The sequence below is a fragment of the Rufibacter immobilis genome, from assembly GCF_003721565.1.
GTDB lineage: Bacteria > Bacteroidota > Bacteroidia > Cytophagales > Hymenobacteraceae > Nibribacter > Nibribacter immobilis.
In genome coordinates, this window is record NZ_RJJE01000009.1 from 162,688 (window position 1) to 189,188 (window position 26,501).

Sequence of the window (26,501 nt, forward strand, 5' to 3'; positions counted from 1 at the left end):
GCGCAATTGTTCTTTTCCTATGTAATGAATTAATGCGTTTAGGGGCTCTTTTTCTAAAAAGAGCCCCTAAACGCATTAATTCAACAGCAAGGGCTATACCGCTTAGCGGTTCTCATGAATCTAGGAAAGGTCAAGGCAAAGCCTTAGAACAAAACTGGGGTTGCGTTTAGGGGCTCCTTTTCCAAAAAAAGCCCCTAAACACAACCCCAGTTTTACTTACTTTTCAAATTAATACCCTAAAGCAGTATCATCCCCTCTGGGGTCGGCGCCGCCTTCCCACGTACCGTTCGGCCGTTTCAGGATTCCTTCCACCGCTCCGTAGTTGCCCCTGTTCTGGAGTTTATGGCCTCGGCTCTGCAATTCGGAGCGTACTTGCTCAGACAGCGCCGCTGCCTCGGGTTCAATTCTGTCTGGCAGCCATTGGTGGTGGAATCTGGGAGCCGACACGGCCTGTTGCATGCCCATGCCGTGGTCTATCACGTTCAGGATGGTCTGGAAGACGGAAGTGATAATGGTAGAACCGCCGGGCGTGCCCACGATCATGAAGAGCTGGCCGTCTTTTTCCAGAATGGTGGGGGTCATGGAGCTGAGCATCCGTTTGCCGGGAGCAATGGCGTTGGCTTCTCCGCCAATAAGGCCGAACATATTGGGCACGCCGGGCTTGGCGCTGAAATCATCCATCTCATTGTTCAACAGGAATCCGGCTCCTTCCACCACCACACCAGAACCATAGTTTCCGTTGAGGGTGGTGGTGATAGAGGCGGCATTCCCCCACTGGTCTACCACTGAGTAGTGGGTGGTTTGGTCACTTTCCTTGGCCAGCAATACGCCAGCCAATACCGCCGATGAAGGAGTGGCCTGTTCCATTTTCATAGAAGCCATGCGCTGTTTGAGATAGTCTGGTTTGAGCAGTTCCGAGGCGGGCACTTTGAAAAAATCAGGGTCTCCCAGATAGGTGGCGCGGTCAGCATACACCCGGCGCTGCGCTTCTACCATTACGTGCACCGTATTAGGCGCTTGCCAGCCCCAGCTCCGCAGGTCATAAGGTTCCACCATGTTGAGCAACTGCAGCAAGGCAACACCGCCGCTGGAAGGCGGAGGCATGGAGATGACTTTATAGCCCCGGTAGGTTCCGGTAATGGGCTGCCGCCAGACGGCTTTGTACTCTTTCAGATCCTGATGGGTCATAATTCCCCCACCCCGGCGCATTTCCCTCACCAGCAGATCTGCCGTTTCGCCCTCATAAAAACCCGCCTCTCCCTTGTCTCTGATGCGCTCCAGCGTTCGGGCCAGCTCTTGCAGCGGAAGAATGTCTCCCTGCTGCCAAGGAGTGCTTTTGACTAAGTGCGGCGTAAACTTGTTTGCCTTGATGAGTTCCTCCTGCGCATTGTTCAATAAACGGGCTTCACGTTGGGTAAGCACCACGCCTTTTTGGGCCAGATCAATGGCCGGTTGCACCACCTGCGCCCAAGGCAAACGACCCAACTTCTGGTGCATGGCCACCATGCCGGCCACGGCCCCGGGTACGCCTACCGCCAAGTGCCCCAGCGTACTGGCCCCAGCCACTACGTTTCCTTGGTCATCAAGGTACATGTTACGGGTGGCGGCAGCCGGAGCTTTCTCGCGGTAATCTAAAGTGCCGGTCTCGCCGTTCTGCGTGCGGTACACCAGAAAACCGCCACCGCCAATGTTCCCGGCCACGGGATAGGCCACGGCCAGCGCAAAGCCGGTTGCCACTGCGGCGTCATAGGCGTTGCCGCCTTTCCGGAGAATCTCCAGCCCAATGCGCGAAGCCTCCGGATGGGCGCTCACCACCATTCCTTTCTTTCCCGTAGCGCCCACTTCTGGCCTGCCGGCCGAGGTGGTTTGCTGTGGAGAAGCAGGTTTGCAGCAGGTCAATTGCCAAAGAAGCCATAGCAACATGGCCGGGTAGAAAGTAGATTTTTTCATGCTGGTTTAAGGCAGATTCTGGAAAAAGAGCCCCTAAACAGGAGCCCTACAGGCGGTAAGTAAAGAAATATATGAAGATAAAAAAAGCCTGCCATATAAAGATCTGGCAGGCTTCTGAAGGGCGAAGGAGCAACTTACTTCTTGATGATTCTGGTTTGGTACGCCTGGCTTCCCGCCTGCACTTTTACCAGATACAGGCCCGCCGCCGAAGAGCCAAGCGTTTTGGAAAGCGCCTCGTTCAGTTTCTGTTCAGAACCGCTTACCTGAAGCAGCACCTCGCCGCGCAGGCTGTAAACTGTGGCCGAGAGCTTTTCTTTGGCCGCGCCCGCAGGCAAACGGAGGCTTACCGCACCCGTAGTTGGGTTAGGCGACAATCTGAAGGCAGAAGCCATGTCTTCTTTCACTCCCAGCGGATCTGCCGTAGTGAAGGCAAAACGGGCATACACCGGCAAGTGGTCTGAGGTGGTACTGGCGTAACTGGGCACATAACTGCTGGGATCTTCAATGGTGATGGAGTTGTCCAGGTACTCATCGGTCAGTTCATTGGAGATGATGATGTGGTCCAGGAAGCTCTTGGAGCTGGGGAACGAGAAGCCACCGTTCTGGGCCAGGGAATACGTCAACGTCTTATAATCCGCTACATCTGCCACAAAGGAATTGTAGCTTGACTCGGCTCCTTCTTTGATAGAACCGAAGACGTTGTCATTGAAGTCACCCAACAGAATGACGTTGTGTGCGCCGTAATACGTATCAATGGAATCTTTTAACACGGCCAGGTCCTCTACCCTGCGGTTATAGTCAGCGGTGGCAGAGCCAGACTTAGCATGAATATCAATAACCCTGATGCGCTTAGTGATACCGTTGAGCGTGACGTCAAACGTACCCATATAAGGCAACCGGCCCGAGGACCAGAAATCGTCACTGATGGCGGTGGTAGTACCCGCCACAGCTTTTTCATACAGCTCTTTGAACATCACCCGGAAGCCCACGGGTGTTACCGTAGCCGTGTTATAGATAAAACCAATCTTCTGGGCCGGGAAAGGATTGGTGGAGGTATTAGGCTTGATGGAATACGAATACACCTGTGAGATACTCTTAGCGTAGGTACCGGGCAGGTTGGCGATCACGGCATCAACGGCCGTTTCATCACTGATCTCTTCAATCCCGATGATGTCCATGTTCAGTCTGCTCAAAACCGTGGTAGCATTGGAGATTTGCTGCGTCCGGTCTTTGGGACCAAACTCGCCGCTGATCTGGGTGCCGTTCCCGAAGAATTCCATGTTATAGGTTGCCACATCAAAGGTTTCCGCTCTAAGATAAGAGGAACCCAACACGGCAATTGTGGAGGTTTGCAAGCCTGTACCGGTAATAGCGATCTGGCCTTCTACTTTCAGTTGTTTGGTAGTGGGGGCAAAACGTACCTGTACCGTTTTACCAGCGGCGGCCTCGGCGGCAGAAACTGTAATGGTAGAGGCGAAGGAATTTCCGTTGTTGGCAGACAGTTCAAACCCGGCAGGGGCCGTAGCCGTGAGATCCCCGTACCCAATCGCTTTGAAGGTAAAATTCTGCGCCGCGGATTTACTTCCGCTAGCCACCTCCCCGAAGTTTAAGGTAAGCGTTGGAATGCTGTGGTAGCTGCTTGCATCCTGAATTTTGAAATCATCCACCGTCCAGCGGGAAGCTCCCTCTGCTGTGGAAGTGTACACAAAGGCTACATATTTAGCCGTCTTAGGCAACTCAATGCCTTGTGACAGCGTCCAAAGACTGCTGTTAGAAGCCGGAAACCCGCCTGGAAGCTCGGTCCAGGTAGCGGTGTTAGGGTTTCCGGTTCCGGTGTAATCTGTGGAATACATCAGCTTTAGCTGGTTTCCTTCAAACGCCGAGATTGTCCAGAATTCCAGCACTGGGGTATTGGTAAATGTAGTCAGATCCAACTGCGGCGAGACAAGCCAATCTTCATTGGGAATGGCTGAACCGGCAAATCCACTGATCTGCGCCGCTTTGTCTGGAGTAGAGGCATTGCAGCCGGTAAGGCAAGTATGCCCAAAGTTGGTGCTTGCCCACACCTGAGCTCCGGTAACACTATACTGCGTCCAGCCACTGGTAGTCAGGAATGCCGGATCATTAAAGTTCTGGTTATACGGGTCTACCGCTAAGCCCGTGAGAGTGACAGTCACAGGTTCGGCTCCCGCTGAGGTATGGCTGATGGTACCGGTTGTAGCCCCCAAGGCAGCAGGGGAAAAACGCACGTACACTTTTTGGGCAGTTGCTAACTCTTCCTTCGTGAATACCAAAGGGGTAGTCGCATAGCTTCCTTCGGTTTTAGAGATTTCAAAAGGACCTGTTACGGCAACCGTGACCTCACCAGAAAGATTGGCAGCAGAAAGTTCATACACAGCGTTTACTTTGTTTGCAAGGGCAATTGCGGGGAAAGAAATGGAAGATTGGCTGGCCGTAATCTGAGGAGTGGCCTTGGCAGCCGTAGTGAACGTTAATGTATTTCCGGAAATACCCGCGAAGAAATTTCCCGCCCCGTCTTTCACCGCGTTATTGTCAATGGTGCCTACATAGACGGTGTTCGCCACCATCTCTACATTTCTGATGGTCACCGTCCTTCCACTAAAGACAACTCTACTGTCTGTTGCAGCCACTGACGTACTGTTCCCATTCTGAGGAGTCAGGGTGAAGTTTCCGGTACCGGCAAACACGTCTTCGTTAAATGTTAATACTACATCTAAGTTGGTGGCTACATTGGTGGCCCCAGATGCAGGTATGCTTGAAACCAACGTGGGAGGTGTGTTGTCTGCCTCAATCACAATATCATCAATGCCAAGCGCCTGAGCATTAGAAGTAGTTGAACCAGAGGTTACAGAGTAATTCCAAGCCAAATAGCGCGTTTCCCCGGCAGCCAAAGCCAGAGAAAGGGTTTTATCCTTCACTGAAACGGTGGCACCTGGCGCGGGACTGAAGCCTGCGGTTTCTGTATCTGCCCCAAAACTCACGTTGAAATCATCTCCGGCGGAAACCCAATTCTCCCCATTTTTGGAATAATAGAGCTGAATGGAAAATCCTGCACTATTGCTACCCTTCCGGTACTTCTCCACGTTATAGTTCAGCTTTAGCGCCGGAATTGTTTCAGTCCCTGTGTTTCTCAGGGCGACATACAGGTTGCCACTCTTGGTAGCGCTCCCCGAGGAAATAAAGCCTATTGCTCTATCTCCAGAATTGGCGCCTGCTCCAAAATTATAGATGCCATTTGAGGCAGAAGAACTTAAATTGTCTCCCCCTTCCCTTTCTGTGGCCGTTACGGCTCCAGCATAGGCACTCAACGTTCTTACATTCGCATCCTTTGATACTTTCCAGCCAGCGGGTAAGCCTGCGGCGGCAGTACTGCCTATAGAAGAAAAATCTTGGGTAATCTTTGCTCCTGGTGTAATATCAACTTGCCCCCAAGCATCACTACCAAACCATAAACCTGTCCATAAGAGCAAACTAACTTTGCGTAAATGTTTAACCATTGAGGTAACTTTAAGAATTGATATATTAAGTATAAAATTATTGCAAGCGCCTCTGCCTGAGCAGCAGTGACAGAGCACTAAAGGTCCTATACAAAAGTAACCAATGATTCTCTAGACCATGTTATGGTTGGGTTAATTTTAGCCGAGAATCTTCTTCTAAATCTTGCACTTACAGCCTTCTTAAAATTAAGAATCAGCAACTCTCCAGTAGTTATAGAAAACCAGATAAAATATTTCGCAAATCACTAAAGATCAGCATATTAAATACATAAAAACATCTCCTATTTTGCAACTAGCGGCCTTTCAAATGTGTTCTAAGAACATGAAGAAGGTACAAGATGAAAACGTGATTCCGCTCTTTCAGGAAGAGCAAAAACTACAGGATTCTGCCTGGCGGAAATCTATTCCGGCCCAGGTGTTCCTGAACTACTTTTTCGCCATCAACTACCATATCACCCATAGCCCGGAAGACGCAGGCCTGAAGAACCAAGTCTTTTTACGGCAGCATTCGGCGGATCTTTCTGAGAAAGACGTGCAGGCGCTGGCCAGAATCCTGAACAACAGCTGGAGCACCGAGTACGCCCTACGCGCCACCGCCGAGTTGGGCGATGAGACGTATCTGCGCAATGCTCTGCACTGGACGTTTCCGCAGGCGTATTACTCCATCTTCGCGGGACTGCAGGCGTTTCTGTATACGTTGGGCATAAAGACCAACAATGAAGCGGCCATTAGAAGGGAAGCCGGGCGTTTGGTGGTGAAAAACGCTTACCCTAGGGTGGTGGGTTACTATGCCGCCGGGGCATATAATGACTTCAGCATTCACCGCTTGCCCTTGGCGGGTTATAAAGCAGGTTTGCAGATAGCCGGTAAAGAGATTGAGGCCCAGGCCCAAATAGGGCAGTTCCTGCGCACCACCAGAAAACTTACCGCCAATGCCATCAGGCAGCAGGTACAGCGAAATCCGGCTACGGCCATCAGGAGCAGTAAGACCGGCGAGGTGCTGGAGAAATGGTCGGCACAACACTGGCAGCAGATTACGTGGCGCATGGGCTATACTACGCTCTTTGACCTGCTAAGCCGCCTTAGGATCTCGTCTTCGCAGAAGGAGATTGAGCGTTTCGTGGAGGCGCAAATTGATTTTAAGCTGTTCCATGAATGCCTGCTTTCTTTGGTGAGTTACCTGAACGGCCTGCACGAGAGCTACGTAGCCCAAGCGATTGGGCTGGAGCAGTACCGGAAAGTGGTGGCGGAATTGCCGGAACATTTGCGTACAGGCTTTGTTTCCAAGCGTCTGCAAGAGCAGGTGGCGCCTCTGTTCACAGAAGGTACCACGCACCAACTTTCAGTGGCGGCTTAATGGACTTGTCTATGGCGTAGCACTTACTTTACTACACAAAGAAGCACCGCCAAAACGGTGCTTCTTTTTTATAGGTCAACTGCTGTTTAGGGCCTCTTTTTTGAAAAACAGCCCTAAACGCAAAAGGGCAGGAATGGTAACATTAATGGCTGAATCTCTCAATCTGCACGCCCTGCGCGCCAGCTTCTTTCAGGGCTTCAATGGCACAGTGCTTAATCTGCTGTAGTTTCAGTTCATGACCTTCAAAGAGCGCCAACACTTCCGGGGCCACAGATTCAGGATCGGCGGCGGCCTGCATGTGCCCGGCCTGTTCTATGGTGAAACACATGGCTTTCACTTTCTCCCCTTTCACCCGCACCTGTGAGGCATTGAACTTAATGAGGTTCTGTTTCAAGTAATCCCGCACGAAATCGCCTTCGTCAATGTCTGTGTCCGCCAGCCTCAGCACTTCCTGGTAACTCCGCTTGTGCAGGAATTCTTTGAGAGTGGGTTGCAGCATTTTACGCACCTGCGGGTCACTGATCTGGTGGGCATAGATGAGGATATTGAAAATCCAGCGGAGGGTTCCGTCGTTCTCCTCAAAAACGAGGCTTAATTCACATTTCATAGCGTGGGGGATTGGTTTTAGACTTTAACGGCGAAAGCCGGGGAAGGATTAGGAAAGCCTCTAGCTTACTCCTATTCAGCCCAATACCAATACCTTCAGGCTCACGCGTTCCGGCTTTTCCCGTTTCTGGAGACCACGTACAGCAGCGCGGCTGCGCCAGCCACGGCCAAGGCAATTTTACCAGCCTGGGGCTTCTTAGGTTCCTGCCATCCGCCGGAAACATCGGTGCCTACCCAGGAAGATTCAAACAGATGCCCATGGGTGACCGGAACTGCTTCGGCTACTGCAAAATACTTCTCCATGAACCGGGCAGCCAGTTTTCTGGTGAGCGCCGGAAAAAGGGAATTGGAGATTCTGGCTACGTAGCCAAACCCACCGGCCATTACCCCTGGTTTGTAATGGTGCACCAACTCTACGATGGTGTCTGCCACCAACTGCGCGTCATATACGGGCGGAGCCGGTTTCAACTTTTTGCCAATGTAGTTTCCGCCATGCTGAAAGCCAGGTGTATCAATAAAGGCCGGAAACACATCGCTGATTCTGATCTTGGGGTATTTGAGCAACTCTGCCCGTAGCGCCTCCGAGAACCCGCGTAAGCCATACTTGCTGGCCGCATAGGAAACCCCATACGGCATAGGCGCGAACGCTCCCAAGGAAACGGTATTGATGAGCAGCCCGTATTCCTGCCGCTTAAAGATGGGCAGCACCGCGTGGGCTCCCCGCATGTAGCCCAGCAGATTGATCTGGATGACCTGTTCATGCGCCGCCATGGGCACCTGCTCGTATTCGCCTATGGCCCCGGAACCGGCGTTGTTCACCCACACATCAATTTTACCGGCTAAGGCTAAGGCGGCCTCTGCCAGAGCGGGCAAGTCCTGCGGCTGAGTAACGTCTGTGGGCACCGCCAGTGCTTTGCTCCCCCGCTGCATGCAATCTGCCACCAGCTGTTCCAGAATCTCTTTTCTTCGGGCAGCTAAAATGAGGGTGGCCCCCTGTTGGGCGAACGTAAGGGCGGTAGCCCGCCCAATGCCGCTGGAGGCCCCGGTAATGACCACTACTTTATCTGCCAATGGTCTTTGTGCATCTTTTTCCATGTCCAGTGTTTTTGAATTTTCTCCGCGCGCCTCTGCCTCCCTCTCTTTTATTTACGGCAGCTATCATTGAATGATTTGCTCCGGCAGACAGCTCACCCTCAGCCCGGTATACTCAGCACTACCACTGCGCCCGTGCAGAAAGAAATTCCATTCATTTTCTTTAGGCTTCGTAAGAGAAACAGACCTTCTATCAAAAAGGAGGTCGTTCATCAGAACCTAGACATAAATTCATTCACTATGGAGTACAGAAAATTAGGAGCCTCAGACCTGGAAGTAACCGTGTTAACCTTCGGGGCTTGGGCAGCGGGCGGCTGGATGTGGGGCGGTACCGAACGCCAGGAGGCCGTAGACGCCATCAAAGCCGCTTATGACCACGGCATGACCTCCATTGACACCGCGCCCATTTACGGCCAGGGCCTGAGCGAGGAAATTGTGGGCGAAGCCATCAAAGGAATTCCGCGCGACAAAGTGCAGATTCTGACCAAGTACGGCATGCGCTGGGACCTGGCCAAAGGCGATTTCGCCATGCACAGCCAGGATAACCAAGGCAACCCCATTGATGTGTACAAATACGCGGGCCGCGAGAGCATCATCAAAGAATGCGAAGACAGCCTCCGCCGCCTGGGCACCGACTACATTGACCTCTACCAGATCCATTGGCCAGACAGCACCACGCCTATTCAGGAGACGATGGAGGCCGTAGCCCAGCTTCTTAAAGAAGGGAAAATCCGCCAGGCCGGGGTCAGCAATTACAACGTAGCCCAGATGCAGGAAGCCGAAAAATACGTGACCCTAGCCTCTAACCAGGTCCCCTACAGCATGGTGAACCGCGGCATTGAAGCCGATGTGGTGCCTTACTGTCTGGAGCACAACAAAGCCATTCTGGCCTACAGCCCCCTGGAACGCGGCCTGCTCACCGGTAAAATCAAGCCCGGCCACCATTTCAACGAAGGCGACCACCGCGCCCAGTTACCGGTGTACCAACCGCAGAGCCTGGAAAAGGTAAATGCGTTCCTGAACAAGATAAAGCCGCTGGCCGATGACAAAAACGCCACCTTAGGCCAACTGGTGCTGCGCTGGACCATTGCCCAGCCCGGCATCACCATTGCCCTGGTAGGCGCCCGCAACGCTGAGCAAACCATCCAGAATGCCAAAGCCATGGACGTACAGCTAAGCCAGGAAGAAATCTCCTTCATGACCGAGGAACTGAACAAGCTGGACCTGCCCAAGTAAAATGGTGCGTTTAGGGGCTCTTTTTCCAAAATCTGCCCCTAAACGTACATCCCATGCCCAATGCCCGGCTGTCTCAGGATTAGCCGGGCATTCTGGTTTTAGGCTAATTCTGGAAAAAGAGCCGCTAAACGGGAGTCCTGAGTTCTGAGTCTTGAGTCCTGAGTTTTAGCTTAGTTTGGGAAGAAGAGTCCAGCAACGGAAGAACCCACCCCTACCCCTCCCAGGAGGGGAGCATCCACTAAAGTGGGAAACAGTTTATCTAGCTGCTTGGGTAGAAGCTAAACTTAGAGTTAGCCATTGGTTTTGACTATGCAACAAAACTCCCCTCCTGGGAGGGGCAGGGGTGGGTTTACACCTACTGAACTTCCGTTATTACCAGCTGAGCCATGGCTCCAACCTGCAACAGCCTCAGCTAAACGCACCAGTTCCAGTCTTTCCTTTGAGCGCCTCGCTTGTGGCCAAGTAAGCAAGAAGCTAAGCACAGACTGCATTACTTGGCCGCAAGGGCTTGCGAGAGGGGAAGACGGGGCCCCGCGGCCGTGAGCGCATATCGGCTATGATGAAACAATACAGCAGATAAAACTCAGCGTCAAACGCCACAGCCAAGGGGACAGCCAAAGAAAATCCCCTTTAGCGGCTCTTTTTCCAAAATCCGCCCTAAATCAACCTTATTGAAAGGAATCACCCCACCATCTATTCAGGTCTGCGAATAATTTCCGAAATTTGCGGTTCGATTTATAGAATTCACTGAATTAGACGTTTCCATGCAATTAAGCGAACAGGAACTACGCCGGCGCCATGAGCGCGAAGAGCTCCAGAAGATGGGCATCAACCCCTACCCTTCCGAACTTTTTGACGTGACCGCCACGGCCAAGGAAATAAAGGAAAACTACGATCCTGAGCAGAACAACTTTCAGGAGGTAAGCCTGGCGGGCCGTATGATGAGCCGCCGCATCATGGGCAAGGCCTCGTTTGCCGAGCTCATGGACAGCACCGGCCGCATCCAGATCTACGTGTCCCGCGATGACATCGCCCCGGGCGAAAACAAAGACCTGTACAACACGGTGTTCAAGAAAATGCTGGACATCGGCGACTTCATCGGGATTAAGGGCTACGTGTTCAAGACGCAGGTAGGCGAAACATCGGTACACGTGACCGAGCTGAAACTGCTGGCTAAATCCCTGAAACCGCTTCCTATTGTAAAGCGCGAGGTAGACGAGAATGGCGTGGAACATGTGTACGATGCCTTCTCTGACCCGGAACTGCGCTACCGCCAGCGCTACGTGGACCTGGTGGTGAACCCAGACGTGCGCGATACCTTCATCAAGCGCACCAGGCTTGTGAACACCATGCGCGAGTACCTGAACGAGCGCGGCTACCTGGAGGTGGAAACCCCTATCCTGCAGCCCTTGTACGGCGGTGCAGCCGCCCGTCCGTTCAAGACGCACCACAACACCCTGGACATGACTTTGTACCTGCGCATAGCCAATGAGCTGTACTTGAAGCGTCTGATTGTGGGCGGTTTTGACGGCGTGTACGAATTCTCCAAAGACTTCCGGAACGAAGGCATGAGCCGTTTCCACAACCCGGAGTTCACGCAGGTGGAGCTGTACGTGGCCTACAAAGACTACTACTGGATGATGGATCTGGTGGAAGAGATGGTGGAGCGCGTGGCCATTGCCCTGCACGGCACCACTGAAGTTCAGGTTGGCGAGAACGTGATCAACTTCGCCCGCCCCTGGAAACGTTTCACCATGTTTGAGGCCATTGAGCACTTCACCGGCATTGACATCTCTGAGATGGACGAGCCGAAGTTGCGTGAAACCGCCGCCAGTCTGGGCATCAAACTGGACCCGAACATTGGGAAAGGCAAGATCATTGACGAAATCTTTGGCGAAAAGTGCGAAGGTAAATTGATCCAGCCCACGTTCATCACGGATTATCCGGTGGAGATGAGCCCGCTGGCCAAGAAACACCGCAGCAAAGAAGGTCTGGTGGAGCGGTTTGAGGCTATCTGCAACGGCAAGGAAATCTGTAACTCCTTCTCTGAGCTCAACGACCCGGTAGACCAACGCGCCCGCTTTGAGGAGCAGCTGGAACTGGGCAAGCGCGGCGACACTGAGGCCATGGTGCTGGACGAGGACTTCCTGCGTGCCCTGGAATACGGCATGCCACCTACCGCCGGTCTGGGCATTGGCATTGACCGCCTCAGCATGATCATGACCAACTCACACTCTATCCAGGATGTGCTGTTCTTCCCACAAATGAAGCCAGAGCGGCAAGCTGAATAATGTGCTGCTACGTAATTGAAGTATAAAATAAAACAGGAAAGGCCACCTTATGGGTGGCCTTTCCTGTTTTTGGTCCGATTCCGGAAAAAGAGCCGCTAAACGCCAAGTCTGTAAATGCAGAAAGCCTTCCCCGTTTGGGAAGGCTTTCTTATATTGGTTAAATAACGTTTTCTGCTACTTTAGATGTGACTTTCGTCTGTTTGCTCGGCTATTCTCGTATCCCTTAAAAACTAAATCTAAATCGACCTCTATTATTAAGTTTCAACGTCAATATTATCGCTTCGCTTTACTTCATCGGTTTCGCTGTCATCATTTAACCAATCATTCTATACCTTCTTTAACGGCTCTGCCCCTGTAAGGTTACAGCACCGCTGAGAAAAGTTTAGGCCGTGGCGTTGGAGCCTCCCCCAGACCCGCCGCTGTTGGTAGAGCCTTTGGCTCTGCTGGCGCGCTTAGGCTTGGTGGGGGTGTTACCGGCGGTGTCATTGTCTGCCGTGTTGGTGCCGGTGGTTACGTCTCCGGCGGCGCCGGCGGTTCCCAGATTGGCACTACCGCTTACATCATTGGTGGTGGCATCACCGGCGGCGCCAGTGGCTCCGCTCACGTTCCCACCAGTAGGGTTGTTGTCCAGGTGGGAAGTGGGTGTGGTGTTGGAACCGGTATTCACAACTTCTGGATCACCGCCGCCCGTCACGCGGCCCAGCAGAGCCCCGGCACTGGAACCCAGCCCCTGTAAGGTAGACCCCAGGCCAGACCCCAGCTTAGAGGCCGATTTCTTCAGGTTGCCCCGGGTAGCTTCACCGGCTTCTGGAGCCATTAAGATACCCGCCACCAAACCGGCGCTGGCACCCGCTAGCATGGCCAGAATGATTTTTCCGTTATCGTCTTTCATGAGCTTTATTTTTTTCATAGGAATAAATGCTTCGGTTATGTTCTAATAACATCTGTTTCCTCTTAACGAGAGCCAAAACAATTGGTTATCTCAGAAGAATCTACTCATTCTGGCCCACTGGCTGTAGCTTAGGCTTGGTTACCGGTTCCCTGGCCGGCGTTGGTGTCTGCGTTGGAAGTGTTGGTGGCTCCGCCTCCGGCGTTAGAACCGCCCAACAGGCTAGATAGGCCGCCCAGTTTCTCCAGGTAGGTTCCCACTTGCCCGTTTACGCTTTCGGCCAGTTGGCCCGCTACTTTCAGGAGGCTCTCACGGGATACTTTCCCGTTGTTAGGGGCCATTAAGATACCTGCCACTACACCGGCAGCAGCACCAGCGGCCGCCGCGATCAAGATTTTAGAATTGTCGTTTTTCATAATTTGAATAAGAATAAGGGTTTTAGGTGCCTCCGCGAAGGAGAACAATACTACAACGGCTACAGGAACCGCAACAATATGCAAACTATAAATATATATTATAATATATATTTATCCCCTTTACGGATTAATGGGAGGCAGGTTTATAGTTTTGGCCTGTTTTAGGAAAATAAGCCGCTAAACGCCCTTGCCCCTATACAAATAGCTTAGAACCGCCGTATATTTCAGCAGAAAACTACCACTATGAAAAAACAAGTTATTGTACTGGCCTTGCTGCTGGGGAGCGCCCTGGGCTGCAAGACAAACCAAACTTCCCAGGCGGTGGCCTGCATAGACCCCAGCAAAATTGACAAAGAACGCGCCTGCACCATGCAGTACGACCCCGTGTGCGGCTGCGACGGCAAAACCTACGGCAATGCCTGCTCAGCGGAAAGCAAAGGCGTAACTTCCTATACCAAAGGAGAATGCGCCACCTCCGGCACTAACAACTAAGCCATGAGCGAGAAAAAATACTTCTTGCAAACCGCTCCCTTCCGGGTACCCACCACCGACGGGAAACTGATAGAAGAGCACTTCGGGTTGGCCAGCACCCGCACCGAGGCGTTCAGCGTGGCCCACATGGTAGCGCCGCCCCACTGGAGCGAGCCCCACCAGACCCCGGAGTTTGATGAGGTGACCATTGTGCTCAGGGGAAGGAAACAGATTGAGATTGACGGCGAAACCGTGGTGCTCAGCGCCGGGCAGACCCTGCACATCAAGGCCGGAGCCCGCATCCGGTACGCCAATCCGTTTGACGAGGAAGTAGAATACTGGTCTATCTGCGTACCGGCTTTTGACATCAACACCGTGAACCGGGAAGACGAAGCGTAAGCCGTGCTTGCGTTTAGGGGCTGTTTTTCCAAAAACGGCCCCTAAACAGAACGCCCGCTATAGAGAGGCTATAGCGGGCGTTCTGTTTTAAGATACTACTTCAAGCTTATGCGCTCAGGGCCAGAAGTTCTTTCGCGCTCTGGAAGGCGTTCTCAGAGGGGTTGGCCCCTGCAATCATCTGGGCAATTTCCACCACCCGTTCCTGGTGGCTCAGTTGCCTGATCCGGCTCACGGTGCGGTCGGCGCGGTCTTCTTTGTAGACGAAGTAGTGCGTGTCTCCCTGCGCGGCCATCTGCGGCAAGTGCGAAATACAGATTAACTGGTGCTTCTGCGACATCTGCTGCATCATTTTACCCACTTTCACGGCAATCTCGCCGGAGATACCGGTGTCAATCTCATCAAAGATAATGGTGGGCAGCGCCGTCTTATCAGCTAACAGATATTTCACGCAGAGCATCAATCTGGAGAATTCACCTCCCGAGGCGGCTTTGCTCAAGGTCTGCGGCGCGGCTCCTTTGTTGGCGCTGAACAGGATGTTGACCACATCAATACCAGTGGCGGCCGGGGCCGATGTTTTGTGCTCAATCACCACGCGGGCGTTGGGCATACCCAGTTCAGAGAGGAGGCTGTGCAGTTCCTCCTGGAAAACGGTGAACACGCTGGTACGGCTTTGGGAAAGTTCCTGCGCCCGGGCTTCCACTTCCTGCAGGGCCGCGGTGAGGGCTTTTTTGGTTTTCTCAATGGCGGCGTCCAGGTTGAGCACACTGCTTACTTTCACTTCCAATTCGGCTTGGAGAGCCAGTAATTCCTCCACAGAGCGCACCTGGTGCTTGCGTTGCAGCGTGTAGATCAGGTCTAAACGTTCCTGCAACTGCTCGGCGCGCTGGGGGTCGGCCTCGGTCTTGCGCTCGGCGTCTTCCAGTTCTCCGGCAATGTCATTCAATTCAATGAGGCAGCTGTCTAACCGTTCCTTCAAGGCCTGGAAGCTGTCGCCGTACTCGGTTACCTGCCCCACCAAGTGGCTGGCATCTTTGAGCGCGCCGGCGGCATTGTACTCACTCTCAGAAATGTATTGCAGGGCCTGGCTCAGCTTCAGTTTTATTTCCTCGGCGTGCTCCAGCTGCTTCAGCTCGGTTTCATGACTTTCCTGTTCCTCGGCCTGCAGATTGGCGTCTGACAGTTCGTTCAGGAGATAGGTGTTGTAGTCCAGTTCTTTCTGCGACTGGGCCAGCTGCGCCTCCAGGTCTTTGTATTCGCGCTCCAGTTTGCGATAGGTCCTGAAAGCGGCTCCGTATTGCTCGCGCAGCGGCTCGTTCTGGGCAAATAAGTCCAAGATGTTCAACTGGTACGCCGGGTCGCCCAACAGCAGGGTGTCATGCTGTGAGTGGATGTCCATGAGCTGGTCTCCAATGCGGCGCAGCTGTTCCAGCGTAACTGGCGTATCATTCACGAAAGCGCGTGACTTACCGCTGGGGCTAATCTCGCGGCGCAGCAGGCTGATAGGCTCAAAATCCAGATCTTCGGTTTGAAAGAAGGATTGCAGCTGGTACTCAGAAATGTCAAAGGAGCCTTCAATCACACACTTCTCATTCTGGTTGAACAGCAGTTTGGAGTCGGCGCGGTTTCCCAGCAGCAAGCCAATGGCTCCCAGCATGATGGACTTACCGGCACCGGTCTCGCCGGTAATAATGTTCAGCAGCGGCGAAGGTTGCAGCTCCAGCTGCTCAATAAGGGCGTAATTTTTGATCTTAAGGTCTACGAGCATAAAGTAGGAAGGCCTCTTTCAGGGTTGGTGGTGACGATGTACTCCAATAGACAAATATGCTAATTTATTTAGTTTCAAAACTAATAAGTGTAGCCAAATTTTTCTCTTCAGAATAGGAAGCTTCCGCAGCACTTAGCTACCGGCAAAACTTCCCGTACGTGGTCTTCCTCCTAACGATGCGGGCAACCTGCTTGTTCCCAAAATCAGACTGCCCGTCTGTTCCTTCCCGTGCAAGACCGCCTCAATATAAGCAGTTTCTGATTCACCACAGAAAACAGATAACTTTCCCCGTAGGCAGGGCGATGTGATGACGTGACGTTTAGGGGCTCTTTTTCTGAAAACGGCTCCTAAATGCCTTAGCGACGTAAGATGGTTTCGTATTTAGCCCGGTTGGTGGGATCTACTTGGGTAAGTAGATCATAGGCTTGCTGTTTCTGTTCCGGCGTAGCCGATGCGAACGCCGCGCTTACCTCAGTGGCTTTGGCCTCAAAGAAAGAGCGCAACGCGGCCGCCCCTGGCCTGATGCGAGCCACCTGCTGCACATTACGGAGCGCTTCCAGAATGTTCTGCCGGGCCTTCTCAGGGTCTTGCCCCATCAGGTCCAGCCCCTGGCGGTGGTAGAGATAGAGCGCCGATCTGAACGGTTCAAACTGCGGGTCTTGCAAGTTGTTAATGAGCCAGTAACGGTTACGGGTATCGGCGGTGGCGCTCCAACCGGTGGCGGCAGTACCCGATGAGGTCACTAAATTGAGGATATTGCTGGCCTCAGCGAGGGCATTGGCCCCGCCCAAACGCGCGAAGCTGTCGTTGTCCATTCCTATAATGGTATAGGCGTAGAAAGACAGAATGGCGGTAAGATTGGTGGTAAAGGTATTGGGCGCGTATTGCAGCGGCTGCGCCGGGTTATACTCAAACTCAAACTTGGTGTCTACAAAAGAAAGCACGGTGGTCTCATAACCGGTGCCGTAGGTAGGCCTACTAGAGATAATTTGCGTATTGGCTTCATACACCCCAATCTGGGGCATGGCCCGCAGCGTGATGAACATCTTGCACCTGATGCGCTCCTCGTTCTGGTACACGTCTCCGGTCCAGCGGGTATTGTTCATGAGCTCTGAAATGGCGTTCTGCATCTGCTGAAACACCTGCCGGTCGGTGGCCTGCACCTGCTCACTGTTCACGGTTACTTCGCAGCGTAACTCTTGGGCCAGGGAACAGAACGGCAACAGCAGCCCGGCCACCAGCCAACCTATTTTTTTTGCAAACATGCCCATTCAGCGTTAATGGATTCCAGAATATCTAGGGCTACCTCGTCTTTTCCCTTCAGGGAGTATTCCTCCACAGAAGCCGGTTTCACAATGGTGATTTTGTTTGTGTCATGCTTAAACCCGGCCCCGGGGTCCCGAAGGGAGTTCAACACCACCATGTTCAGGTTCTTCTTAAGGAGTTTGCCGCGGGCATTCTCCAGTTCCTGATCTGTCTCCAGCGCGAAGCCAACGGCAAACTGGTCGGGGCGTTTCTGTTTCCCTAAGGTAGCCGCTATATCAACGTTCTTCACCAACTCAATGGTAAAGGAGGCGTCACTTTTTTTTATCTTGTTTACAGCGGTGTCTTTGGGTTTGTAATCTGCCACGGCGGCGGCGAATATCCAAAGATCTGCTCCTGGGGCTATCTTGTTACAGGCGGCAAACATCTCATCGGCGGTCATGACTGAAATTACCTGCACCTGCGGGTGCTCCAGGGTTAAGGCTGTGGGGCCTGAAACCAGTGAGACCTCCGCCCCTTGCTCAGCCAGGCAACGGGCCAGAGCAAAGCCCATTTTACCGGTAGAATGGTTGCCAATGAAGCGTACCGGGTCTAGCGGTTCATACGTTGGCCCTGCCGTGATCAGGACTTTCTTACCGTTAAACAATGTTCAGAGAAGTAAAATGCTGCTGTAAAACCTGTACAATTTCCTCCGGTTCAGCCAAACGCCCCTGCCCTACCAACCCACTGGCTAATTCTCCGTGTCCGGCTTCAATGAGGTGGTTGCCATAGGAACGTAACAGCCTAAAATTTTCCTGCACCGCGGGGTGCTGGTACATGTCCAGATCCATGGCCGGCGCCACAAACACCGGGCAGCGCGCCGACAGATACGTGGCCGAAAGCAGGTTGTCACACAAACCACGGGCAAATTTCCCCACCGTGTTGGCACTGGCAGGCGCTACCACCAGCGCATCGGCCCAGAGGCCCAATTCCACGTGGTTATGCCATAGGCCGGAGCTGTCATCGCGCACGAATTGGGTGAGCACGGGCCTCTTAGAGAGGGTGGCCAGCGTAACCGGGGTTATAAAAGCAGAAGCAGAAGTGGTCAGGATTACCTGCACTTCTGCTTCTGCTTTTACCAGAAGGCGCACCAGCAGTGCCGCTTTATAGGCCGCAATGCTCCCGCACACCCCCAGAATTATTTTCTTATGCCGAAGCATTCAGAAACCTAAAATTAAAAAGCCGAAGAAGTCTGCTCTTCGTCCTCTGTTCTTCTGAAGTATACTTTTCCTTCAACGAACTCCTCAATGGCCATATTGGTAGGCTTAGGAAGGCGCTCATAGTATTTGGAGATCTCAATCTGCTCGCGGTTCTCAAACACCTCCTCCAGGTTGTCTACCGTGGTGGCGAACTCGGCTAATTTAGAATTCAACTCCTCCTTCACTTTCACGGCAATTTGGTTCGCACGCTTAGAGATGATGGAGATAGACTCATATACGTTCCCGGTTTCAACGGCTAGGTCTGAGATATTACGCGTTACAATGGATGCTGGTACTTGGGCCATATAGCTAGTGAATTGGGTTTTATAAATAGATTAATTGGTGGTGGCAGTGGCGTTAGCCGCGTTGGTAGATTTGCTCAATCTCTCCAACGCCTGCCGGCTGGAGTCATAAAGACTTTCAGCGGTACGTAAATATTTACTGTTTGGATAAGCGTCTACAAAAGCCTGGTACATGGTAATTACTTCCAGGTAACGGTCTCTCTGCTTTGTCTCTATGCTTTCTTTGGCGTAGTTGTGCTGGGCATCTATGCGCAGGTAAGCGGCTTCTTCATTGAAGGCAGAAGAAGGGAAGTTCTTCCGGAAGTTCTCCAGCGCCACCACCGCCGACTTGTAGTACTGCGGGTCATAGTTGGTAAGCTTGTAGTACTGCTTGGCGTTGTCAAAGGCCTTTAACTCAATCTTGCGCGAAAGTTCATCATAAATGGTGTTGGCCTCCTGCATGTACTTGCTTTGCGGGTAGCGGCGCATGAATTCCTGTAAGGCGGTCATGGCTTGCACGGTGCTCTGCTGGTCCAGGTTGTGCGCCGGCGACTCATTGGTCAAGGACTTCGCGTTGAGGAAAGCGGCCTCCTCGGCATACTGGCTCCGCGGGAACGTCTGCCCAAAGGAAGTGAAGTGGAAAGCACTCTCTACGAACAGCTGCTGGTGGTACTTGGTGTTAGCGTACAGAAAGTTAGCCTGTTCATACTCGCTGCGGCCTTTTAAGAGTGGCATGAGGTCTTCCAGCAAAGCACCGGCTTTGTCGTACTCCTCCTTTTCATAGTAAGCGAGCGCGGCGGCGTATTTCTTGTCTACGTCGTCACTTTTCAGGATTTTATTGTATTTGCCGCAGGCGCTCAACAGCACTACTGTGAGCAAGATGGGCAAATAAGCAAGGATGCGTCTGGTCATAAGCGCGCAAAAATAACTATTTTTTTTATATGTAACAGAACGAATGGCAGAACCATTCAGTATAGCGTCTCAATTATTGGACGGCTTCTACTCTTCCGGCGGCCCTTCTATCTTTGGCTTTAAGTTTTCCCTTAGAGGTTGCTGGCGCGGCTGCCTTACCGCCAGAGGCTGCTTTGGCAGGTGTTGAAGCTGTTTTTGGAGGAACCGGGGCGGGGGCTTTAGCAGGAGCGGCCTTCTTTTTACCGGTTCTTTTCTCCAGCACATAGGCTCTGGACGGTTTTTCGTCACTGCGCCAGACAAAGCCCTTCAGGCGTTTATCAGGGTCTTCCAGCTCGTGCGGCGGAATGAGTTTGGCGTCTGGCTGCTCCAGAAACGTGATGTACTGCACCTGCCCGTCCTGGAACATCATGCGCATGTCACTGGACAAGGCGCGGTTCATGCCCATGGTGGCAGAATCGCCTTGCAAGGCGAAATAAAGGCTTTCAGCGTTCCCGTTCACATCTATGCGCCTGATCTTCCCGTCTGCGAAATACGCATTCATGCGGCGGCCTTTCACCTGGTTGTAGTTCTCCAGCGTGTCTACCGAAATGGCGAAAGAATTCCCGTACATGCGCATCTGGTCCAGGGTATTGTTGCGCAGCTGCATGATCACGCTGTCGGCGGTCATCTGGTTTTTGTTCGCCCAGAGCCTCGGATTGCGGCTCATGTAAATAATGGAGTCATTGAGGTCATAGGTGAGCGAGTCACAGAGCCCCTGCAAATCTGACTTGAAGATACGCACATCATGGTAGGCGTACAGCTTGCCTTTCTTCGTCTTGTCCTTTACGTTCTCCACTGAAAGCAGCGTATCTGCCGAAAGGTACATGGTGTCACGGGAGACAATGCTGCGCATGACCGGAGACCCAAACACCTTGGATCGTCCCCTGGCCCGCCAATACAGCGCGGTTTGCCCGGTGATCACGGTAGTGTCTTTGATAGAGGTCATGGACACGTTGCCTGTGGCGGTGTAATATTCTTTCTCCTTGCTATAAGTGAGTGTGTTGCCTCTGATCAGATAATCAGGCGTTTTGATGCTGGCGTTTCCCCTGAAATTGGACTCGCGGGTAACGGTGTTGTAGGTCCCCCGGTTGGCGAAAAGCGTTCCGTCCGGAGACTTGATGGTGGTAGGCCCAAAGAACTCCACAATCTTGCTCACGGTGTTGTAGGCCATGGTATCGCTCAGCACCTCGGCGTTCTGCCCCAGGTATCTCACGTTTTTCTTGAAGGAGAGGACTTTGTTCTCAGTGGTGTAAGTCCCAAACTGGCTCTGGATGGTGTAATCTGGCCCTACTATATTCCCGGCCTCTGTGTAGTACGCGTGCTTGGCATCCAGATTATAATGCAGCGTGGGGGTGGTCAGGGTCATTTGTTCGTCGCGCAGCACCACATTGCCGCGCATGTTGGCAATACGGCTTGTGCCGTCATAGCTGGCCGTGGAACTGGTGGCGTCCATGGTGCCCTGGGTGATGTGCACATTGCTGAACACCTCCATCTTGTTGAGGTCACTGCTGTAGCGATAGGCCGAGTCTGAGGTGACCGTGGTAGCCCCCTGCCGGATGACCACATGCCCTAAAAGGCGCTGGACTTTCTCGCCGTTATAGGTACCGGCTTTGAGGGAATCTGAGGACGCCTCTACCCGCGGTTTTTCCTGCTGGGTACTCTGCCCGAAGGCCGCCACCACAGAAAGCAGGGAGAAAAGAGATATGAAACCTATCTTTGTGAACTTCATTAACAACCGTAATAGAGACAAAATTACTAAAAATACCCTTCCTTCGCTGATGCTCCAGAAAGTTTTACAATATATCAACAGCCACGCCCTGGCCACGTCTGAAACGAAAATCCTGGCCGCCGTGAGCGGAGGCCTGGACTCTGTGGTACTGGCCGATGTGCTGCACCGCCTCAAACTGCCCTTCGCCATTTTGCACTGCAACTTTGGCCTGCGCGGCGAGGAATCTGACGCCGATGAACTCTTCGTCCGGAAACTGGCCAAACAGTACGATGTCCCTTTCTACAGCGAACAGTTCCAGACCCAGGCCTTCGCCGACCAGGAGGGCATCTCCATCCAGATGGCGGCCCGCACCCTGCGCTACCAGTGGTTTGAGCAGATGCGCCAGCAGTTGGGCTATGACGTCATCGCCACGGCCCACCACCAGTCAGACGCATTGGAAACCGTACTCCTCAACCTGGTGCGCGGCACCGGCCTGGCGGGCCTCCACGGCATTCTGCCCAGGAACGGCCAGCTCATCAGGCCGCTGCTGGGCCTCACCAAAGATGATCTCTATGACTGGCTGGTCACTAAACGCCTGATCTGGCGTGAAGATTCCAGCAATGAGAGCCGCAAGTACAACCGCAACCTGGTACGCCATGAGGTGATCCCGGTACTCAAGCAACTCAACCCCAACCTGGAGGAAACCTTCACCCAAACCCTGGAACGGTTGCAAGGCGCCGAGGCCGTGTTTAGAGCCTCTTTTTCCCAAATCAAGGCCAAAACGCAACGCGAGGAGAACGGCGTGGTGTATCTTTCTATTGCCCCCCTGCAGGAAAGCCCCGCCCCCGTAGTGCTGCTGCATGAACTGCTAAAACCGTTCCACTTCTCCTATGCGCAGGCGCAGGAAATAGCCGCCGCCTGGCAGGGCCTCGCCGGTAAAACCTTCGCCTCCCCCACCCATGTGCTGGTCAAGGACCGCGAGGACCTGGTGATTACGCCTAAACCGCTGGAACAATTTGGGAGCGTGCTTCTCCCCGAAGGGGTGGCAGAACTCCGGTTTGGCCCTTATTTGGCAAAAATAGCCGCTAAACCCGCCCAGGGCTACAAGGTGCCCCGCTCCAAAGACGTGGCCGCCCTGGATGCCGACCTGGTCAAGTTCCCGCTCCGGCTGCGCCCCTGGAAACAAGGCGACTGGTTTATCCCGCTGGGCATGAACGGCAAGAAAAAGGTAAGCGACCTGCTCATTGACCGCAAAATTCCCGCTAACCTTAAACCCGATGTTTGGGTATTGGTATCAGACGCGTCGTTGACATGGGTCATTGGGCAGCAGCTGGACAACCGTTTCAAAGTCACGGAGAACACCCAGCACATACTGGAGATCACCGTAACCCGGGCTTGATGGCTGGTTGTTGGTTGTTCCTGGTCTATTGCCGATTCTTGCAGGAAAGAGATTGACCACCTTAAGCTGAGTAGCTTCGGAGTAAATCAGGGAAAGCCGTTTAGGGCCTGTTTTGGGAAAAACGGCCCCTAAACGGCCATCAGCCATAAAGAATCATCAATTAAAAACAAGAGCAGAATTTCCAGGTGCCGCCCTTTTTTCTAACTTCACCGCGTAGTATATCATCTAACCAAACCTAAACAGAATGAAAGTAACCGTAGTTGGAGCCGGAAACGTAGGGGCCACCTGTGCCGACGTTTTGGCGTACCGCGAGATTGCCAATGAAGTAGTGTTAGTGGATATCAAAGAAGGCTTCGCCGAAGGCAAGGCATTGGATATCTGGCAGAAATCGCCGATTAACCTGTATGACACCCGCACCGTGGGCGTTACCAATGATTATAGCCGTACCGCCAACTCAGACGTGGTGGTGATTACCTCTGGACTGCCCCGCAAGCCCGGCATGACCCGCGATGACCTCATCAGCACCAACGCCGGTATCGTTCGTTCCGTGACCGAGAACGTGATCAAGCACTCGCCGGAGGCCATCATCATTGTGGTGTCTAACCCCCTGGACGTAATGACCTACGCGGCACACATCACCTCTAAGCTGCCCCGCACCAAAGTGATGGGCATGGCCGGTATTCTGGACACCGCCCGCTACCGCGCTTTCTTGGCCGAAGAACTGAACGTTTCCCCTAAAGATATCCAGGCGGTGCTCATGGGCGGCCACGGCGATACTATGGTGCCGCTTCCGCGCTACACCACCGTGGGCGGCATTCCGGTTACCGAATTGATTGATTCTGCCAAACTGGACGCCATTGTGGACCGCACCAAGAACGGCGGCGGCGAGCTGGTGAAACTGATGGGCACCAGTGCCTGGTATGCGCCAGGCTCTGCGGCCGCCCAGATGGTAGAAGCCATTGTGCGCGATCAGAAACGCGTGTTCCCGGTTTGCATCAAACTGGAAGGCGAATACGGCATTGACGGCACCTACCTGGGCGTACCGGTGGTGCTGGGCAAAAACGGGGTGGAACGCGTGATTGAACTCCAACTGAACGAGGACGAGATGGCCCTGCTCAAAGCCTCAGAGAAAGCCGTACGCGAAGTGATGGATGTGCTGGACAACATGCCCGCCAACGCCTAACCACATTTCAAGACCTTTTATAGCAGAAGCCCGGCCGCATGGTCGGGCTTCTTTGTTTATCCGGCGGCTTGTGAAGACCATGGAAATGGCGTTTAGGGCCCATTTTTGGAAAAAGAGCCCCTAAACGCCAACCTCAGTGTTCTTGCCTATTTCCTGAAAATTACTATCTTGAAGCTGAAACAGACAAAGATGGAACTAGAGTTTTGGTGGTTTTGGCTCCTGGCAGGCATCCTGCTGCTGGTGGCGGAGATGGTGACGGGCACCTTTTACCTGCTGTGGCTGGGCGTTTCGGCGCTGGTGGCCGCGGTGTTGGCGTACCTTTTCCCGGAGCTGTACTGGCTTCCGCCGGCCGCCGCCAGCCTTTCTGGAGTTGCGCTTATCTTCCTCACTAAACCCTTAACCGCCCGCCTGCGCCAGGTGCGGGGCTACACAGACCCGGTGCACCTGCTCACCAACCAATACGCCGAAGTGCTGGAACCCATCACCCCGGGTAAATTGGGCATTGTGCGCGTGGGCACCGAGGTTTGGTCTGCCTGCGCCCAGGAAGAACTGCTGCCGGGCCAGCGGGTACTGGTGGTGCAGCAGAGCAGCACGGTGTTGCAGGTAGTTCCTATTAAGTAAGCTTCTTTATATGAAAAAACTTTACAGCCTTGTCCTCTCCTTCTTGCTTTGCCAAGCAGCCTGGGCCCAAGACGCTTCCTCAGACAAAGACAAGGCGCTATTACAGGAAGGCACCCGCCTCTACCAATCAGAAATGGCCTCCTGGCATGGTTCTGACCTGTTCATGGCCCAACTCAAAACCAAGGCGAACCTGCTGGGCGGTTATCTCTCTTATCCAGACGGTGACAAAGTCAAATGCATTTTCTTCACGCGCGAAGAGCAACCTTCCGTCATTGCGCAGGCTTCCTTTGAACCCACTTTTGACCTGAAGCAGGCTACCCTGGAAGAGCAGGCCCGCCCTTTCAATGCCCGGGAGCAGGAATTGTTTACCATAAGAAAGGCGGCGCTGGCCAGAATCAACAGTGACACCTTGTTCAAAAGCTACAGCAACGCCAACCTCAACCTAATTCCCCTTATTGAGCAGGAAGAGAGAAAAGTGTACGTTCTCACCGGGCCAACCACGCAGGGTGTTGTCCTCTTCGGAAACGATTACCTCCTCACATTTGACAAAACAAATAAAATCAGTTCTGTCAAGCAGTTGCACAAAAGTCTGATTCCCATTCAAACCAGCCCCAACGTGAAAGACGGAAAAGCTGAGCCGGCCATTGCCTCCATGCATACCCACCTCCCAGAAACCGGCGATCATTTCACGGCCACTGATATTTGCACGCTGCTTCTGTACCAGAAATTCACCACCTGGAAACACCATTATGTGGTCACTCCTAAAAATGTCTCCGTCTGGAACTGCGAAACAAACCAACTGACCACCCTCACCAAGGAAGCTTGGGAAAAAATAAATCAACACCAGCAGCAGCTGCGTGACAAAAGAAAATAACCACTACACCCTTTCTCATTATGACCACCTCTCTCATCATTCTGGCCGCCGTCATTGTGCTCATGGCGCTTTCTATCCGCATTATTCCGCAGCAGCGGGTGGGTGTGGTGGAGCGTCTGGGCAAGTTTCAGCGGCTCATGCACCCGGGCCTGAACCTGTTCATCCCCTTCGTGGACCGAATTCGCATTTACCATGACCTGCGTATCCAGCAGACGAACGTGCCGCCCCAAAGCGTGATCACCCGCGACAACGTGCAGGTGCTCATTGACACCATCGTGTTTTACCAGGTGGTGGGCCCTGAGCAGGCCACCTACGGCATCTTTGACTACGTGCTGGGCGTGCGCAACATCACCACCGCCACCATGCGCCAGATCATAGGCAACCTGGAACTGGACGAGACCCTGTCGGGCCGCGAGCGGATTTCGGCCGAGATCAGGACCGCCCTGGACGAAGCCACCGAGAAATGGGGCGTGCGCATTGAGCGCGTGGAGGTCATCGACATAAAACCGCCGCTGGACATCCAGGAGGCTATGGACAAGCAGATGAAAGCCGAACGGAACCGCCGCGCCACCATTCTGGAAGCCGAAGCCGCCAAACAGGACATGATCCTGCGCGCCGAGGGCGACCGGGCCAGCAAGATCCTGAAGGCCGAAGGTGAGCGCGCCGCCGTGGAACTGGACGCCTTGGGCCAGGCCAAAGCCATCACGGAGATTGCCGAGGCTGAGAAAGCCCGTATCAGGCTGCTGCTGGAAGCCGGTCTGGACGAGCGGGTGCTCACCTACCGCTCCTTTGAGGCCCTGGAGAAACTAGCCATGGGGCCGGCCAACAAAATCTTCATGCCAAGCGCCGCCGTGGAAACCCTGGGCAACATTGGTGCCATAGGCGATATGCTCAAGAGCAGCAAAGGCTAAGCCCTTTAGGGGCTCTTTTTCCAAAAACAGCCCCTAAACGCAAAATAAAAAGAGAAGGCCCCGCAGTTTGTACTGCGGGGCC

At 53.3% G+C, this 26,501-nt stretch carries 23 protein-coding genes; 10 read left to right on the forward strand and 13 right to left on the reverse strand.

Annotated elements, in window-relative coordinates; all coding sequences use genetic code 11:
• Nucleotides 1–228: 228 nt before the first annotated feature.
• Both ggt and EFA69_RS07985 read right to left on the reverse strand, forming a co-directional pair.
• The gene (gene ggt / locus EFA69_RS07980) at nt 229–1,950 is read right to left on the reverse strand and encodes a gamma-glutamyltransferase (protein WP_123132573.1); all 1,722 of its coding nucleotides are present in this window, start codon (nt 1,948–1,950) and stop codon (nt 229–231) included.
• 134 nt (nt 1,951–2,084) lie between these two features.
• On the reverse strand, nt 2,085–5,054 hold the full coding sequence (locus EFA69_RS07985) for a T9SS-dependent choice-of-anchor J family protein (RefSeq protein ID WP_183906723.1): 2,970 nt from the start codon (nt 5,052–5,054) through the stop codon (nt 2,085–2,087).
• Nucleotides 5,055–5,790: 736 nt separating this feature from the next.
• On the opposite strand from EFA69_RS07985, the gene EFA69_RS07990 reads away from it, so the two are divergent.
• Nucleotides 5,791–6,825 (forward strand): hypothetical protein, encoded by a 1,035-nt coding sequence (locus EFA69_RS07990; protein ID WP_245964522.1) that lies wholly within the window; start codon nt 5,791–5,793, stop codon nt 6,823–6,825.
• 142 nt (nt 6,826–6,967) lie between these two features.
• Here the strand turns inward: EFA69_RS07990 and EFA69_RS07995 are convergent, their stop codons facing one another.
• The gene (locus EFA69_RS07995; protein ID WP_123132576.1) at nt 6,968–7,432 is read right to left on the reverse strand and encodes a hypothetical protein; all 465 of its coding nucleotides are present in this window, start codon (nt 7,430–7,432) and stop codon (nt 6,968–6,970) included.
• 101 nt (nt 7,433–7,533) lie between these two features.
• Nucleotides 7,534–8,526: an SDR family oxidoreductase gene (locus EFA69_RS08000; RefSeq protein WP_123132577.1), complete on the reverse strand. Its 993-nt coding sequence runs from the start codon at nt 8,524–8,526 to the stop codon at nt 7,534–7,536.
• Between the two features lie 237 nt (nt 8,527–8,763).
• Between EFA69_RS08000 and EFA69_RS08005 the strand changes: the two genes are divergently transcribed.
• Both EFA69_RS08005 and lysS read left to right on the forward strand, forming a co-directional pair.
• Nucleotides 8,764–9,759 carry an aldo/keto reductase gene (locus EFA69_RS08005; RefSeq protein ID WP_123132578.1) on the forward strand — a complete coding sequence of 332 codons (996 nt, stop codon included), beginning with the start codon at nt 8,764–8,766 and terminating at the stop codon, nt 9,757–9,759.
• A 764-nt stretch (nt 9,760–10,523) separates the two neighbouring features.
• Complete coding sequence (gene lysS, locus EFA69_RS08010) at nt 10,524–12,050, forward strand: lysine--tRNA ligase (RefSeq protein WP_123132579.1); 1,527 nt, start codon at nt 10,524–10,526, stop codon at nt 12,048–12,050.
• 382 nt (nt 12,051–12,432) lie between these two features.
• On the opposite strand, the gene EFA69_RS08015 is transcribed toward lysS, so the two are convergent.
• Nucleotides 12,433–12,960, reverse strand: a complete 528-nt coding sequence (locus EFA69_RS08015) for a YtxH domain-containing protein (protein WP_148041301.1) — start codon at nt 12,958–12,960, stop codon at nt 12,433–12,435.
• A gap of 110 nt (nt 12,961–13,070) precedes the next feature.
• Nucleotides 13,071–13,355, reverse strand: a complete 285-nt coding sequence (locus EFA69_RS08020; RefSeq protein WP_123132581.1) for a YtxH domain-containing protein — start codon at nt 13,353–13,355, stop codon at nt 13,071–13,073.
• Nucleotides 13,356–13,598: 243 nt separating this feature from the next.
• On the opposite strand from EFA69_RS08020, the gene EFA69_RS08025 reads away from it, so the two are divergent.
• Together EFA69_RS08025 and EFA69_RS08030 are read left to right on the forward strand one after the other, a co-directional pair.
• Nucleotides 13,599–13,847, forward strand: a complete 249-nt coding sequence (locus EFA69_RS08025; RefSeq protein ID WP_123132582.1) for a Kazal-type serine protease inhibitor domain-containing protein — start codon at nt 13,599–13,601, stop codon at nt 13,845–13,847.
• Between the two features lie 3 nt (nt 13,848–13,850).
• Nucleotides 13,851–14,225 carry a cupin domain-containing protein gene (locus tag EFA69_RS08030; RefSeq protein WP_123132583.1) on the forward strand — a complete coding sequence of 125 codons (375 nt, stop codon included), beginning with the start codon at nt 13,851–13,853 and terminating at the stop codon, nt 14,223–14,225.
• Nucleotides 14,226–14,331: 106 nt separating this feature from the next.
• On the opposite strand, the gene recN is transcribed toward EFA69_RS08030, so the two are convergent.
• The 7 genes from recN to EFA69_RS08065 all read right to left on the reverse strand — a co-directional run bounded on the left by recN (nt 14,332) and on the right by EFA69_RS08065 (nt 21,452).
• A complete protein-coding gene (gene recN, locus EFA69_RS08035; RefSeq protein ID WP_123132584.1) occupies nt 14,332–15,990 on the reverse strand; it encodes a DNA repair protein RecN in 1,659 nt (552 codons plus the stop codon).
• Nucleotides 15,991–16,346: 356 nt separating this feature from the next.
• On the reverse strand, nt 16,347–17,255 hold the full coding sequence (gene porD / locus EFA69_RS08040) for a type IX secretion system protein PorD (RefSeq protein WP_183906724.1): 909 nt from the start codon (nt 17,253–17,255) through the stop codon (nt 16,347–16,349).
• On the reverse strand, nt 17,237–17,899 hold the full coding sequence (locus tag EFA69_RS20655) for a phosphopantothenoylcysteine decarboxylase domain-containing protein (protein ID WP_123132586.1): 663 nt from the start codon (nt 17,897–17,899) through the stop codon (nt 17,237–17,239). Before EFA69_RS20655 ends, porD begins: the two co-directional genes overlap by 19 nt.
• Nucleotides 17,892–18,452, reverse strand: a complete 561-nt coding sequence (locus EFA69_RS20660) for a flavoprotein (protein WP_123132587.1) — start codon at nt 18,450–18,452, stop codon at nt 17,892–17,894. The genes EFA69_RS20655 and EFA69_RS20660 overlap by 8 nt, the downstream gene beginning before the upstream one ends.
• Before the next feature lie 14 nt (nt 18,453–18,466).
• Nucleotides 18,467–18,796 carry a DNA-directed RNA polymerase subunit omega gene (locus tag EFA69_RS08055; protein ID WP_123132588.1) on the reverse strand — a complete coding sequence of 110 codons (330 nt, stop codon included), beginning with the start codon at nt 18,794–18,796 and terminating at the stop codon, nt 18,467–18,469.
• A 30-nt stretch (nt 18,797–18,826) separates the two neighbouring features.
• Nucleotides 18,827–19,684 (reverse strand): outer membrane protein assembly factor BamD, encoded by an 858-nt coding sequence (locus EFA69_RS08060; protein WP_123132589.1) that lies wholly within the window; start codon nt 19,682–19,684, stop codon nt 18,827–18,829.
• A 73-nt stretch (nt 19,685–19,757) separates the two neighbouring features.
• Entirely contained in the window at nt 19,758–21,452 is a 1,695-nt protein-coding gene (locus tag EFA69_RS08065) for an OstA-like protein (protein ID WP_123132590.1), read from the reverse strand.
• Here EFA69_RS08065 and tilS point away from each other — a divergent pair.
• From tilS to EFA69_RS08090, 5 genes are all read left to right on the forward strand, one after another.
• A complete protein-coding gene (gene tilS, locus EFA69_RS08070) occupies nt 21,427–22,830 on the forward strand; it encodes a tRNA lysidine(34) synthetase TilS (RefSeq protein WP_245964523.1) in 1,404 nt (467 codons plus the stop codon). The two genes, EFA69_RS08065 and tilS, sit on opposite strands and share 26 nt — an antisense overlap.
• Nucleotides 22,831–23,074: 244 nt before the next feature.
• Entirely contained in the window at nt 23,075–24,013 is a 939-nt protein-coding gene (mdh, locus tag EFA69_RS08075; RefSeq protein WP_123132591.1) for a malate dehydrogenase, read from the forward strand.
• Nucleotides 24,014–24,202: 189 nt separating this feature from the next.
• The gene (locus EFA69_RS08080) at nt 24,203–24,634 is read left to right on the forward strand and encodes an NfeD family protein (RefSeq protein ID WP_148041302.1); all 432 of its coding nucleotides are present in this window, start codon (nt 24,203–24,205) and stop codon (nt 24,632–24,634) included.
• A 10-nt stretch (nt 24,635–24,644) separates the two neighbouring features.
• Complete coding sequence (locus EFA69_RS08085; protein WP_123132593.1) at nt 24,645–25,508, forward strand: hypothetical protein; 864 nt, start codon at nt 24,645–24,647, stop codon at nt 25,506–25,508.
• A gap of 20 nt (nt 25,509–25,528) precedes the next feature.
• On the forward strand, nt 25,529–26,419 hold the full coding sequence (locus EFA69_RS08090; RefSeq protein ID WP_123132594.1) for an SPFH domain-containing protein: 891 nt from the start codon (nt 25,529–25,531) through the stop codon (nt 26,417–26,419).
• The last annotated feature ends 82 nt before the right edge of the window (nt 26,420–26,501 follow it).